Consider the following 13,344-nt stretch of genomic DNA (forward strand, 5'->3'; position numbering starts at 1 on the left):
CGCTTGACCCGCCAGTGGAGGAGCCGCCTGCCAGACCGCCGGGCAAATACGTCGCCTCACGCTGTTGGGCAACGATGTCGCGCACGGATGTGGTACTCAACGGGCGCATAGGATCGGGCGGCGACGGGCAAATACTGCTGAACATTGGATCGGCAAGGGAGGAAAGTCATGCTTGGCACCATCTTGTTGATTGTTCTGATTTTGTTGCTGGTCGGCGCGCTGCCTGCCTGGCCGCATAGCCGGGAATGGGGCTACTACCCGTCCGGCGGCATCGGGCTGATCGTGCTTATCGTCGTGTTGCTTGTGGTGATGGGGCATATCTGACGCCCGTCAATGTTGCACAGGCGCAAGTCGCACAAGGAGGACCCATCATGCCGTATCGACAGACGCATGAATTGCCGTCGAGTGTCAAAGATCATTTGCCGGCGCACGCGCAGGAGATTTACCTCAAGGCGTTCAATTCGGCCTGGGACGAATACAAGGATCCGGGCGAGCGGCGCGGTCACGAATCGCGCGAAGAGACCGCCCACAAAGTGGCGTGGACCGCCGTGAAGAAAACGTATGAAAAGGATGACAAGTCCGGTCGGTGGCACGAAAAGAAACATCACTGATCGGTAGTTCCAGGGGGGGAGGCCAAAGCCGCTCCCTGACGACCCCCAATACGATTGCATCCGGTTCCCGCAACCGGAGCGCAACCGTACCTTGCCGGCCCACCCACTGGGCCGGTTTTTTTATGTGCTGCGCGGGCGTGTTGTTTGGGCCACTCGCGTGCCTTCCAGGTGTCTTCTACGTGCGGTTCAGAGGCGCTGTTCTCGATGCACATTGCACTCGGCCCGTTCGATTATTGCGGTGCGGACAAACGAGGGCTTCATGATTGCGAAACGCACGTCATTGTGACGTTTTCATGATGTTGCGCTGCGGTATCCGTCCTGCAAGGATTGCCCCGTTGGCGTAAAATCGACGTCTTTGAAGGGGAGATGCCTTGCTGCGGCGCGACCGTATGGCGCCTGTAGCGTAGTCTCCATGCCGACGTTCTTCCGTTTCCCCATCGCCCTCGTCACCGACACGCACGGATGACGAACATTGCCGGCGCCATGCCGGCCGTCATGATCGAACCCCATGAGCACCCCCCAAATTCTCCCCGCCGAGACGTCCGAAGCATTGCCCCCGTCGTCCATCCCCGTCTGGCTGTCTTTCGTGGCGCTGGCCATGGGCGGGTTCGGCATCGGCACTGGCGAGTTCGTCATCATGGGCTTGTTGCCCGACGTTGCCAAAGGTCTGGACATCACGATCCCGCAAGCCGGTCATGCGATCAGCACGTACGCATTGGGTGTGGTGATCGGCGCGCCCTTGCTTGCCGTGTTGGGCGTGCGTTTGCCGCGCCGCGCGTTTCTGATTGCACTGATGGCGATGTTCGCCGTCGGCAATTTTGCAAGCGCCATGGCGCCGGGCTACCTCTCGCTGATCATTCTGCGCTTCCTGAGCGGCCTGCCGCACGGGACTTACTTTGGTGTGGCGGCGCTTGTCGGCGCTTCGCTCGTGCCGCCGCATCGGCGCGTGCATGCCGTCGGACAGGTCATGCTGGGACTGACGCTCGCAACCCTTTTCGGAGTGCCGCTTGCCGCCGGTCTGGGCCAATGGCTCGGTTGGCGTGCCGCGTTCGTGCTGGTCGGCCTCATTGGCACGTTGACCGCGTTTCTCGTCTGGCGCTGGGTGCCCGATGCGCCGGCACCGCATGGCGCCAGTCCGCTGCGTGAGCTCAATGCGCTGCGTAACTCGCAGGTATGGCTCACGCTCGGCATTGGTGCGATCGGCTTTGGCGGCATGTTCGCGGTGTTCAGCTATATCAAGCCCACGCTCATGCAGGTCGCGGGCGTTCCCGAGGCCTGGGTGCCGTTCTATCTCGCGCTGTTTGGTATGGGCATGGTCGGCGGTACGATCATCGGGCCGCGTCTGGTCGCTGCCGCTTCGCTCATGCGCGCGATCGGCGGCACGCTCATCTGGTCGGCGTTGTTGCTGATCGCCTTTACGTTCACGTCGGCGAATCCCTGGCTGGCGGGTGTCAACGTACTCGCCATTGGCACGATCATCATCATCGGTCCGGCCTTGCAGATTCGTCTCATGGATGTCGCCGGCGAGGCGCAAACCCTTGCGGCGGCGCTCAACCATTCGGCCTTCAACATGGCCAACGCCGCGGGCGCATGGCTCGGCGGCGTGGCGATCACCGCCGGTTACGGCTGGACGTCGACCGGTTGGGTCGGCGCTTTGCTGTCCTGCGCGGGGATGGTCATGTTCCTGTGGGCACGCCGCGACGCGCGGCGGAAGGCCCGGTAGCACATCCCCTGCATGGCCAGCATGGCGATGAAGGCGAGCGGGTACGCCCACCAGATGCCGGTCAGCCCGGCGATCCGCTCGAACATCCATGCCGCCGGTACCTCGATGCCCAGCAGCCCGACGACGCCGAGCAACGTCGGCACCCACACCTTGCGGCTCGCCCGCATGGCGCCGGTCATGATGGCCGTCGTTCCCATCACCAACACGCTCCACGCGACGATATAGAGCAAGTGCGTCGCCAGCGACAGCACGTCGGGATCGGTCAGGAACCCGCGCAGAATCGTTGGCGCGACCAGATAGATCACGACGACCAGCGTGCCGGTGAGCCCGAAATTGCACAGCAAGCCCGTGCGCACGATGGCGCCGATGCGGTCGCTGCGTCCAGCCCCGATGGCGTGGGCGCAAAGGATCGATGCGCTGACACCCAGCGTCATCACGGGCAGTTGCAGCCAGCTCATGACTTGGGTAACTGCGCCATACGCTGCTGTGGCATTCGCCCCGTGACGATTGACCATACTCAGCAGCGCCATTTCGGCGATCGCCATCGTCAGCATTTGAATGGCCGTCGGCACACCGATATGCAGGATCCCGCGCGCCAGTTCGCCATGCCATCGAAGTGCGCGCCAAAGCTCGCGATTCGGCGCGAGGGGGTGACCTTTGCGTCGCCAGTGAAGGCCCATCCAGATGAGGGCGACGGTGAACGCCAGCAGGGTGGATGCCACCGCACTCGTGACGCCCAATGCCGGGAAGGGGCCCCAACCGACGATGAATGCCGGCGTGAGACCCAGCGAAAGCAGCGTGGCAATGAGCAGGGCGAGAAGCGGCGAGACGGCATCGCCCGTGCCACGACTCATCGATGTCGTCAGCCAGAGCAGGAACACCACGGGCATGCCGACGAGCATCCCGCGAGCGTACTGCGTGGCCGCTTCGAATACGCGCTCAGGCGTGCCGAACGCATGCATGAGCGGCGTGGCGAGCCAGCCACCCAGCACGCTGACGACGACGCCCGCGCCGCACATCATCATCAAGGCCGTGCCCGCAATGTTGCGCACGCGGGCGATGTCTTTCGCGCCCCATGCCTGCCCGATCATCACTGTCGCGCCGGCTGACAGACCGATCACGATCGCCAGCAAAAAGAAGAAGACGGGGAAGAACGCCGAGACGGCGGCAATCGCGTCGGTGCCGATCAGGTGGCCGAGGTAAATGCCGTCGACCGTGCCCGCCATCGACTGGAGCGCGTTGGTCAGCATCATGGGTACCGCGATCAGGAGCCAGGATTTCCAGAGAGGTCTGGGCGGGGGGTGAGAAGCAGAGGTGGTTGGCTTCATGGTGTGTTTGCTTTTGTTATCGAACGAATGGGAATGAACCGGACGAACAGCAAAAAGAGGTCCGCCCGGAACGGCGAACCGTTCGGGGTGTGCACGGAAATCACGGAATGGGCCGGAAGGGGACCTGGCTTCGCTTACTTCGCCGGAGGCACCTTCTGCGCTTACGGCGTGGCGCTGACGAGGTCTTCCGTGGACGTCAGGCGCATCAGATGCGTACGCACGTCTTCCGGCCATTCGACAATGCGTGCCTCCAGTGCGTCGAGGTCGTGCGCAAAGAGCGCGCGGGATGCCTCCTCGAAGTGCGGCAGGTCACCGGCCATCGTTGACATGAAGCTGTACGCCCGTTCCTGCGCGCGCCGTTGTGTGTCTCGCTCGACATTGGCGCGGCGCGCTTCATCGATCAGTTTGCGAAGCGCGACGGAGGCGCCGCCGCGTTGCTCCGCGAGCCAGTCCCAATGGCGCGGCAGCAACGTCACTTCGCGCGCGATGACCCCGAGCTTGGGACGTCCCCGGCTTTTCGGCGGGGCGTCGGCATCGTGCGCAGCGTCGTTTGCCGTGCCAGCGGTCATGTCGGCCGTGGAGGCTGCCGGTAGGGGATAACGCACCCGGATGTCGGCGGCGGTGCCGCGCACGTCGACATCGCGCGTATCGCCAGTGAGGTTATCGAAAATGAGGACCGACGCGTTCGGGTCGGCGAGCATCGCCTGCTGAAAGGCGATGGCGGCGTCGGCAAGCGAGCCGGCGGCAATGCGGCGCTTGTCGCGAAAGACGGTGTATCCGAGTGATCCGGTGGTCAATGCAGTGCTCACGGCAGACTCCAGTAGCGATAGCGTAGTGTCGATACTGGTGAATATTACCCGGGTGTTAATTGAAGTGCAATATTACCCGGATAATATTTTGTGCTCTTGCGTTCGTGGACTCGTGTGCTCAGGCAGTCAACGCCACGCCGCCGTTCAGACGTTCCAGCACGGTGGCCCTGACCGCATGCGGGGCATCGTCGAGCAGCGCTGGCCAATCGGCCTGTGCTTGCTTCACCGTTTCCCGCGCAATCGTCATCAGCCGGCCGCTACGTAACAGTCCGGCCCCCTTGATAAGCGCTTCGAGGGCGGTCCAGTCAAACGCGCGCAGCGTCTTGTCGATCGCGCGATTCACGCCATAGTGCGACGGCGGCACGTCGTGAAAGAACGCCGCGACGCACACCGGATCGTAGACCGGCGCCAGTTGCGGCGTTCGGGCGTCCGGATAGATCAGTGCCCAGTTCTTGAGATGCGCATCCGTATTGCCCAGCAGGATGAAGGCGATCAGCCGGCGCAGAAACTCCCGGACATCCTGCACCGGCTGGCCGGAGAGCTGATCCAGTACGCGCAACATCGTGGTGTAGTCGATGTCCAGACCGCGTCCGTACTTGCTGCGCGGCGGATATTGAAGCACCTGGGCGAACTCCTCCATGTGCACACGTCGACCGTCGGGCAGGCGATCGAAACGCGGCACGGCGAGGATATGCTCGAACGGCACTTGCTCGGGTAGATCCGCGTCATGCCGGGAGATGATTTCCGCTTTTGCGCAGTCGAGCGAGAGGGCTTCACACAGCCGGTAGCCGGTGTACTCGTTTTCGACGAGATCCGGATGGCGGGTCGTGGGCAGCTTGAGGATGACCGAGCCTGCACGTCCCTGACGCTTCACGACGTAGCGACGCCCGTCGCGAATCGCGGAGAACTTCGTCACCACGCCCGGCAAGGACGCGGCATCTTCCACAGGCGTGTCGACGAAACCCGGCTCGACCATTTCCAGTCCGAGTGCCGTATGCCAGCGATGCACCACATCCGGCACGCCTTCACGAGCAGGCACCGGTTCGACTTCCAGTGCGCCCATCAGATCATGGCCCGCGGCGGCGAGCAGTTCGAATTCGTCGTCCGGGCTGCAATGGCGCTCGGCGGCGAGACGTTCTCGGTTGTGACCTTCGGGCAGCAGATTTTCGAAGTACACCGGCCAGCGTCCGTCGGTCCGCACGAGACGAACGTCCTGAGGGGAGGCAAGAATTTCGCGCGTTGCGCTTTCATTGGCCCCGCGGTATGCGAGCGAGAGTACCGGCCGACGGGCGTCGGCGATGTAGTCCTCGTCGAACGACATGCGAAGAATATCGCCGTACTGCGAGAGGTAGCCGATGGCGCAACGCGTGCCGTCAGGCTGGTGCAGATAAGCGCGCAAGTATTTGATGTTCATGGCAAGCGTCTCATTGGCCCGACTAGTCCAGTTAGTCCCGTGAGCCCGGTTGGTCCCGTTCGTCCTGGTTGTCTCGTCTGGCTCGTTGGCTCCGGCACATTGAGGGCATCGCCATGGGCGAGTTCATGCAGAACGGCCGGATCAGCCGCCGAGCGTCTCGACGATGGAAGGGGGCGCGGATACCCCGCTGGGCTGCGCAAGGTATTTGCCGCCTGAACGAAGGAAGGCCTCGACTTCCTGCCGGAGCCCTGTGGGCACCAGCATGGGTTCGAGGCCCAGCGCGCGGCACATCTCCAACACAGTCGACATGCGGGGGTCGAGCGTGCCGGATTCCATTCTCTGTACGGTCATGCGCGACAGGCCCGCCCGATCGGCGAGTTCAGCCTGCGTCAGCCCAGCGTCTTTGCGTGCCGCAATCAGCGGTTCCATAAAGCTCATGGCAATGCGCTTTTTGTGAGAAATGATGCTTTATCTTAGCATTTTCTCAAGATGGCGCACGTCAAAAAGCTAATTTAAATTAGCTTTTTGTGGAAAATGCTAAGAAAAAGTAGCATTACTCGTCGCGTCCCGAATGAACCTTGCCCCGGGAGGCCTTGACCCGCGAGCGAACCTGTTTGGCGTCGCGGCGGCGTACCTGACTCGCAAGCGTCGGCCGTGTCGGGACGCGGCGTCTCGGGATGACCGCGGCAGCATCGACGAGCGCTTGCAGGCGCGCAAGCGCGTCGGCCCGGTTCAGCTCCTGTGAACGGTGTTGTTGTGCCTTGATAACGATCACGCCGTCCTGGGTGATGCGGCTGTCGAGCCGGGCGAGCAGGCGAGCCTTGACCTCGTCGGGCAACGACGAGCGCATGACGTCAAACCGTAGATGAATGGCACTGGAGACTTTGTTGACGTTTTGACCGCCGGCGCCCTGAGCGCGCATGGCCGTCAATTCGACGTCTTCGGGAGCGATGAGAATGCGTCGGTTCATGGCGCAAGGATACCGTTGCCGCCAAGCCATCCACAAGCGCGCCCCGATGCGGCCCGGCATGTGCCGACGGACTGCGAATGGCGCCGGACGCAATGTCCGACGCCATTCTTGCAGCCAGGGGCGCTGCGCGAGACCGGCGCGTCAGTGCGGCGCCGCAACGACGACGAAGTTGACTGTGGTGCCGGAATAGACCGGCTGATACCACGTCGAGCCGCAATGCTGATAGGCCACATTGTTGACGACCGTACTCACACAACTCGGTGGCAACGAGGCGACCGTAGAGCCGATGATCGCGGCTGACACCCCGATGGTCACGGCTGCAGCCACGGGGTCATACCAACCCCCGCCCCAATAGTAGGGAGGGGGCGGCGGTGGCGGCGGGGGGGATGAGGTCCCGGCCCCGGCCCGGGTCCGGGGGGCGGTCCCGGCGGGTGAGGCCCCGGGCCAGGACCAGGACCAGGGCCAGGACCAGGCGGGTGAGGTCCCGGGCCGGGGTTGGGCGACGGATTCGGTCCGGGACCCGGGCCGGGCCCGGGATGCGGTCCCGGCCCCGGCGGTTGCCCGCCGGCATGGGGTGGGCCGCCGGAAGGACCGCCCGCATTGGCGTGCATCGGCGCGCCGCCTCGGGTGGCGCCGCTCAAGTTGCCCTGATGGGGGGCGCCACCGCCCTCGAATCCACCACCGCCATGGAACCCGCCACCTCCGTGGAACCCGCCGCCGCCAGCATGCAGGCTGGTGCGCGCGCCGCCGCGAAAACCGAATCCGTGGCTCGCGGTGGACGTCATGACGAGAACCGTCGCGGCGGCCAGACAAGTGGCGCGCGCAATGGCGCTCACGCGCGGCTTGCGGAATTTTCCGGCATCAGACGAGGCTGAGGTCGATCGCATCATTTCTGACCTCCTGTCGCAGGCGCGCCTTCCAGGGCCGCGGGCGGCGGGCGCATCTCGATTCGCTGCGCACCTGCTGGCGCCTTATATGTGAACGTACCGGCGGGGAACGTGGGATTGACGTCCCAGCGGTAATTCACCGAATGTCGCGGGCGTGACGGCTGCGACGTATCCGTAATTACGAACCGGCAGGGTACCGGCCGCGAGCCGGCGCTGATCCACAGTTCCCAATCCACGTCCGGTTGCTGGTAGGCGTAGTGATTGCACCATTCGCCATCGACCCGGTCGAGCCCGATAAACAAGGCCGAGCGTAATTGCGCGGCGTCGTCGGGATCCATTCCCCAATAGAAAAGATCCGCCAATGGCATGCCGATCCGGTATTTCTCGTCGATATCCCGAATCAGTTCGTCAATCGTTGGCGGGGCGCTGACCTGACTGTAGTAGCGCTTGCCCTGCGATTGCTCATAAAGCGTAAAGGTCTTGCCGTCATAGACGAAGCCGCGATTGCGTGCCTGGCCGGTCACGACGGCCCGCACTTTGTCGGGGCGCTGAACGGACAACTCGGTGTGATGGAGAAAGCCGACATTTTGTCCGGTACTCAACACGGCGTCCGTTACCGTATCCGCGTCCACATGGAAGCGCTTGAGCGAGCGCAGATACCGACTCATTTTGGTGAGCGCGTCCACCGCGCCCTGCTGCATTTCCGGCATGCCCTGAACGGGCAGCGAACTGTCCGCCTGCGGCGCCTGAGACATGGCCGGCGTGGTCGCGAGCAGGGCGCTTGCAAGCACGGCCATGGCAAGGGCGCGAGGCGGATTTCGTCGGGGAGTACGTCGAGAGTACGGGAAAGGCACTGTGTGACCTCATTCGAATGGTGGAACTGAACGGGACGACAACCAATGCAGACGCGACGCCGGACGGCGCGCAGGCATGACCATGCAACAACGCCCTGATTCACTGCGCCGTACGATGCGCCGTGCGGTTTCGCGACAGGTCGAAAATCAGCCCCCGTGCCGCCTGATGCCAGGGGCAGGCCGGGACAGAATGCGTGGAGCCAGAATAGTGATTTGGATTGCAAACTGTCAAGACCGGAAACCATCATCCGAACGGATTAAGAATTACTTGAATTCCACGAATATTTTTGTAACAAGGTGTGACGATATCGATGCGCGAATGCAATTCGTTACTACTTTCGCTGGTGAAAATCGTTGATCTGCATCAAGGCGGGATATTTATTGAGCCATGTGTCGGCGTTTTTTGGGTAACGCAGGGAAATTCGGCAGTAATTTAAATTACGTTTCTCTATTTTGATATTTGGTATGCAATCCGAAATCAACTTGCGCCTTTGAATTATTTTGTTACTATCCGATGGAAACATACGGGTTAATACGCGGTCCCCAGCACCCGGTGTTTTAGTTCGGATAATTAACTAGATGCGGTCCCAGTGGCGGGAATCGCATTCATCGATAACAAAAGGACTCACCATGAAGCTCACGAATGCCATGATTCTGGCCGGTTTGTTGTCCTTGGGAACGGTAGTGTATTGACCCAGTGAATTCCTGCTCACGCCATAATGGACGAAAAGACGATGAGCACGAAGATGGACGAAGACATCAAGCGATGGACGGCGAAGCGCAAGAGCGCCCTGGTGCTGGACATCATCCAAGGCAAAACGACGGTGGCGGAAGCCAGTCGCGCTTATGACCTGTCGCCTTCCGAGGTTGAGAACTGGGTCGACGACGGCAAGCGGGGTATGGAGAACGCGCTGCGGGCCAATCCACTGGATCTGAAAGAGCAGTACGAACGGCAGATCAAGGAATTGCAAGAGGCGTATGGCGAAGCGATGCTGGAGCTGCGCGCCCGAAAAAAATTGCAGTCCCTGCTGGGCGAGGACGACAAGTGATCGAGACGATCCGCCAGGGACTGCAAGCTGACGGTATTACCGTCTCGATCTCGAAGCTGTGCCGTTGGTTCGAGGTGCCGCGTCGCACCGTGTATTACCGGCCGGTTAAGTCTGCACCGAAGGTTCAGGCGCGTTTTTCCGAACCGATCAAAGCACTGATTGAGGAATCGCCGTCGTTCGGCTACCGGACCGTGGCGCACCTGCTGGGGTTCAACAAGAACACGGTGCAGCGGATCTTCCAGTTGAAGGGCTGGCAGGTTCGCAAGCGACCGATTGGCTTCCGGCCTCGCGTTCAAGCGATGCCGTCGGTCGCCACCGCACCGAACGAGCGATGGTCAACGGATATGTGCCGCGTCTGGGCCGGTCGCGACGGTTGGGCTACGTTGGCGCTGGTGATCGACTGCCATACGCGTGAACTACTGGGTTGGCGCCTGTCGCGCAGCGGCAAGGCCAGCACTGCCTCGAGCGCGTTGGAGCATGCGCTGATTGCCCGGTTCGGGACACTCGGACGGGTGCCAAAGCCATTCCTGCTCCGGAGCGACAATGGCCTGGTCTTTACGAGCCGCGATTACACGGCATTGGTGCGCCGTTACGGGTTGCGGCAGGAGTTCATTACGCCGCACTGCCCGCAGCAAAACGGCATGGTTGAGCGCGTGATCCGCACGCTCAAAGAGCAATGCGTGCATCGCCATCGGTTCGAGACGCTGCAACATGCCAGCCGCGCGATTGCCGACTGGATCCAGTTTTACAACCATCGACGGCCACACCAGGCACTGAAGATGAAGACCCCGGCTGAGGCATTCGCTTTAGCCGCTTAACCTGTGCAGGTTTCACTGGGTCAATACAGTAGTGCATGCACAGGACGCAGCGCGTCCCGCGCCGATCGTCGCCGGTGGCGTTGTCGAATACCGCACCACCTTGCTGGGCGTCGATGCGAAGAATCGCAGCATCAAAGTTGCAGACGATCACGGCAAGCCGGTGACGTTCCTCGTCGGCCCGGACGTCAGGAACTTTGAACAGCTTCGTAAAGGGGATAAGGTCATCGTCGCGTACGAACGCTCCGTGGCCATTTCGGTAGCGCCGGGCGACGGCATTCGCAGCCGGGTGCTGACCGAAGGCGCCGATCGCGCCGCGCCGGGCGAAAAGCCCGCCGCCGACGCCGCCCGTAACCTGAAGGTCGTGGCAACAGTGCAGCGCATCGATCGCAAGTCGAACGTGATTACGCTGCGCGGCCCGCAACGCACCGTCGACGTCAATGTCGAAGATCCGAAGCTGCTCGAAGGCGTGAAGGTGGGCGATTCCGTGACGGTGAACTACACCGAAGCGATCGCGGTTGCCGTTACGCCCGATCCGTCGGCCGGCAGCAAGGCGAAGAAGTGGGTGCCGCCGGTGCCGGCATCGGCACCGAAGCCCTGAAGTTCCGTCGTTCCGACTGACGGCTGCGATGCATTTTCCGCAGCCGAGTGTTGACGGTCGTGTCGCCGGTGTCGCCAGCGATGGCCCATCGGCGCACGAGTCCCCCCCTGATACGGCAAGCACCCGGAGATCGCCATGGCTCGGTCCGCCTTGAAGTTCGACGATGCAACCTATGCTGCCTTGCTCGGCGCCGCACGCGATGCGGACGCAGCACATCCTCATAACAACCCCGCCTTTCTCGACGCATTCCTGGCGGACGCGTGGAAAGCCGCGCACCGGATTTACGGCGCACAAACGTATTTGCGCTTCATGGCGCAGGCGGGGGTGACACGCCGCCCCAGCGCCGGCACGGTGCAAAAGGCCATTGTCCGCGCGCGGTCGATTTACGAAACACCGCTCGCTCCGGCCTTCGGCGCCTTGCCGGCCGCAGGTGGGTCCGTGTGGGCGCAGCAACTGGAGCAGAATCTGGCGCGCGCCATGACGCTGCTCGACGCCATGCCCGAGAGCCACAACGCGCTGGGCGACGGCGTGGCGGACGTTGCGGACGCCATGCGGCGAGTGCAGCATCTCGAACGGGAAAATCTGGAGTTACGTGCGCGCCTCGCGCAGATGACGGTCGCCGCCGCCTACGCCCGCGAAGCGCTGGGTGAGACGCTGACGGTTTTCGCACCGCACGCGTTGCAGCAGGTCAGCAGCCTGAGCCGTCACGGCGCCTGACGCGCAGGCGTCGCCGTGGCGGGGCCGGAGGGCGAGGGCGGCATGGCCGGTGGCGCGCCGCCGTCGCCCCTGCCGTTGCCCTCTGTCCCAAGATCGGCGGGGCGCGTCTCGCTGTCGACATTCGAGCCAGCACTGCCGCCACGTCCGGCGGCGACGGAAAAACCAAACCGGTTGAGGCCGTTCGCGCTGCGTGCCCACACCGTCCCGCCGTGCATTTCGGCAATGGCCTTGACGATTGCCAGCCCCAATCCGTGATTCTCGCGACTGTTCGTGCGCGAAGCCTCCGCGCGGTAAAAGCGGTCGAACAGGTGCGCGAGCACATCCGGTGCAATCGGTGCGCCGGGATTGACGACCTCGATGTGCACGCGTCGGGTGTCGTCCGTGCGCGTGTCGTTCGGTCCGGCCGCCTGCACAGCGATGTGCACATCGATGTTGGCGCCCGGCGCGCAATGTTCGATGGCGTTCATGACCAGATTGGCCAAGGCGCGTCCGAACAGCGCCTTGTTGACCGGGGCAAAGGCGCTGCCGTGCAGTCGCGCGGTGACTTGCGCCTCTTCGAGCGCAAGCTCCAGAAATTCCAGCGTGTGCGCCGCTTCGCTGGCGAGTGACAGCGCCGTGAGTCCGGTCGCGCGCTCGCCCTGATCGGCTCGGGAGAGAAACAGCATGTCGTTGACGATGGTGCGCATGCGGCCCAGCTCTTCCAGATTCGACTGCAGCAAGGCTCGCAACGCCTCAACCGGCCGCGCTCGCGTGAGCGCCACTTCCGTCTGCCCGATCAGAATCGTAATCGGTGTGCGCAACTCATGGGCGACATCGGCGTTGAAAGACTCCAGTCGCTCGTAAGCGCTGTCCAGCCGCGCCAGCGCGCCGTTGAACGAGTGGGTAAGATCGTCGAGCTCGACGGGCAGTGACCGGGTATCCAGGCGCTGCGAACGATTGTCCGGACGAATTTCGGACGCTTCGCGCGTGAGCCGCCGCAATGGCGACAGCCCCAGTCGCGTCACGGAAAAACTGAGCAGCAGCACGCCCAACGCACCTAATCCGGAGAGCGCCGCCAGACTCAGGCCGAACGCCCGCAATGTCTGTTCGTTGGGGGCATAGCTGGCGGCGACTTGCAGCGCGACCGCCGGGCGCGTGCCGTAAGGCGGCAAAATTTCGCGCGTGGTCAGCATGTCGTCGCCGCCGTTGTCGGGACTCAGCCGGACATACCCGTTGGATAGCCGTTTGACGAACATGCCGCTCACCGGGGTACCGAACGTGTAACGCGGGTCGTCGCTGGTGACCGCGTAGGTCGTGGTGCCGTCGCGCGGCGTCATGTCGCTCAGCTTCTCACGCACGATCTGCCACTTCTCGGGCGTACCGCCGTGGTAGACGATGATATGGGCGATCTGCGCCCGATCGTCGAGCGATTCGCGAAGGTGCCGCTCCAACTGCGCGCGCAGCACCAGATACAACGCCGCGCCCACGAGGGCGAATACCGACAGCGCCACAACGGCGAACATGGCGGCAAGGCGTCGGGAGATCGAGTGTTTCACAAGGGTGATGTGGGTGCAGGTTCGCTCGGAT

Annotated in this window: 15 protein-coding genes; 7 read left to right on the forward strand and 8 right to left on the reverse strand. The window is 63.0% G+C overall.

Annotated elements, in window-relative coordinates; all coding sequences use genetic code 11:
- The first annotated feature begins 168 nt into the window (after nt 1–168).
- From UC34_RS11820 to UC34_RS11830, 3 genes are all read left to right on the forward strand, one after another.
- Nucleotides 169–324: a DUF3309 family protein gene (locus tag UC34_RS11820; RefSeq protein WP_044455710.1), complete on the forward strand. Its 156-nt coding sequence runs from the start codon at nt 169–171 to the stop codon at nt 322–324.
- 47 nt (nt 325–371) lie between these two features.
- Nucleotides 372–611, forward strand: a complete 240-nt coding sequence (locus UC34_RS11825) for a ChaB family protein (protein ID WP_044455711.1) — start codon at nt 372–374, stop codon at nt 609–611.
- Between the two features lie 508 nt (nt 612–1,119).
- The gene (locus UC34_RS11830; RefSeq protein WP_044455712.1) at nt 1,120–2,334 is read left to right on the forward strand and encodes an MFS transporter; all 1,215 of its coding nucleotides are present in this window, start codon (nt 1,120–1,122) and stop codon (nt 2,332–2,334) included.
- Here the strand turns inward: UC34_RS11830 and UC34_RS11835 are convergent.
- The 7 genes from UC34_RS11835 to UC34_RS11865 form a co-directional block, all read right to left on the reverse strand.
- A complete protein-coding gene (locus UC34_RS11835; RefSeq protein ID WP_052811001.1) occupies nt 2,232–3,587 on the reverse strand; it encodes an MATE family efflux transporter in 1,356 nt (451 codons plus the stop codon). The two genes, UC34_RS11830 and UC34_RS11835, sit on opposite strands and share 103 nt — an antisense overlap.
- A 236-nt stretch (nt 3,588–3,823) precedes the next feature.
- Complete coding sequence (locus UC34_RS11840; protein WP_044458052.1) at nt 3,824–4,459, reverse strand: DUF2239 family protein; 636 nt, start codon at nt 4,457–4,459, stop codon at nt 3,824–3,826.
- 130 nt (nt 4,460–4,589) lie between these two features.
- Nucleotides 4,590–5,885, reverse strand: coding sequence for a type II toxin-antitoxin system HipA family toxin (locus UC34_RS11845; RefSeq protein WP_044455714.1), 1,296 nt, complete (start codon nt 5,883–5,885; stop codon nt 4,590–4,592).
- Between the two features lie 141 nt (nt 5,886–6,026).
- Nucleotides 6,027–6,314 (reverse strand): helix-turn-helix transcriptional regulator, encoded by a 288-nt coding sequence (locus tag UC34_RS11850; RefSeq protein WP_044458053.1) that lies wholly within the window; start codon nt 6,312–6,314, stop codon nt 6,027–6,029.
- A gap of 124 nt (nt 6,315–6,438) precedes the next feature.
- Nucleotides 6,439–6,855 (reverse strand): alternative ribosome rescue aminoacyl-tRNA hydrolase ArfB, encoded by a 417-nt coding sequence (gene arfB / locus UC34_RS11855; RefSeq protein WP_044455715.1) that lies wholly within the window; start codon nt 6,853–6,855, stop codon nt 6,439–6,441.
- Between the two features lie 141 nt (nt 6,856–6,996).
- The gene (locus UC34_RS25385; protein WP_044455716.1) at nt 6,997–7,182 is read right to left on the reverse strand and encodes a hypothetical protein; all 186 of its coding nucleotides are present in this window, start codon (nt 7,180–7,182) and stop codon (nt 6,997–6,999) included.
- Nucleotides 7,183–7,741: 559 nt separating this feature from the next.
- Nucleotides 7,742–8,539 carry a DUF2092 domain-containing protein gene (locus UC34_RS11865; RefSeq protein WP_052811003.1) on the reverse strand — a complete coding sequence of 266 codons (798 nt, stop codon included), beginning with the start codon at nt 8,537–8,539 and terminating at the stop codon, nt 7,742–7,744.
- 791 nt (nt 8,540–9,330) lie between these two features.
- Here UC34_RS11865 and UC34_RS11870 point away from each other — a divergent pair.
- The 4 genes from UC34_RS11870 to UC34_RS11885 all read left to right on the forward strand — a co-directional run bounded on the left by UC34_RS11870 (nt 9,331) and on the right by UC34_RS11885 (nt 11,778).
- Nucleotides 9,331–9,645 (forward strand): DUF1153 domain-containing protein, encoded by a 315-nt coding sequence (locus UC34_RS11870; RefSeq protein ID WP_044458055.1) that lies wholly within the window; start codon nt 9,331–9,333, stop codon nt 9,643–9,645.
- The gene (locus UC34_RS11875; RefSeq protein ID WP_044455719.1) at nt 9,642–10,463 is read left to right on the forward strand and encodes an IS3 family transposase; all 822 of its coding nucleotides are present in this window, start codon (nt 9,642–9,644) and stop codon (nt 10,461–10,463) included. Before UC34_RS11870 ends, UC34_RS11875 begins: the two co-directional genes overlap by 4 nt.
- A 31-nt stretch (nt 10,464–10,494) precedes the next feature.
- Complete coding sequence (locus UC34_RS11880; RefSeq protein ID WP_052811004.1) at nt 10,495–11,061, forward strand: hypothetical protein; 567 nt, start codon at nt 10,495–10,497, stop codon at nt 11,059–11,061.
- A gap of 135 nt (nt 11,062–11,196) precedes the next feature.
- A complete protein-coding gene (locus tag UC34_RS11885) occupies nt 11,197–11,778 on the forward strand; it encodes a hypothetical protein (RefSeq protein WP_044455720.1) in 582 nt (193 codons plus the stop codon).
- On the opposite strand, the gene UC34_RS11890 is transcribed toward UC34_RS11885, so the two are convergent.
- Nucleotides 11,766–13,313, reverse strand: a complete 1,548-nt coding sequence (locus UC34_RS11890; RefSeq protein ID WP_157123160.1) for a heavy metal sensor histidine kinase — start codon at nt 13,311–13,313, stop codon at nt 11,766–11,768. The two genes, UC34_RS11885 and UC34_RS11890, sit on opposite strands and share 13 nt — an antisense overlap.
- Nucleotides 13,314–13,344 lie beyond the last annotated feature (31 nt).

Source organism: Pandoraea vervacti (assembly GCF_000934605.2).
Classification (GTDB): Bacteria; Pseudomonadota; Gammaproteobacteria; order Burkholderiales; family Burkholderiaceae; genus Pandoraea; species Pandoraea vervacti.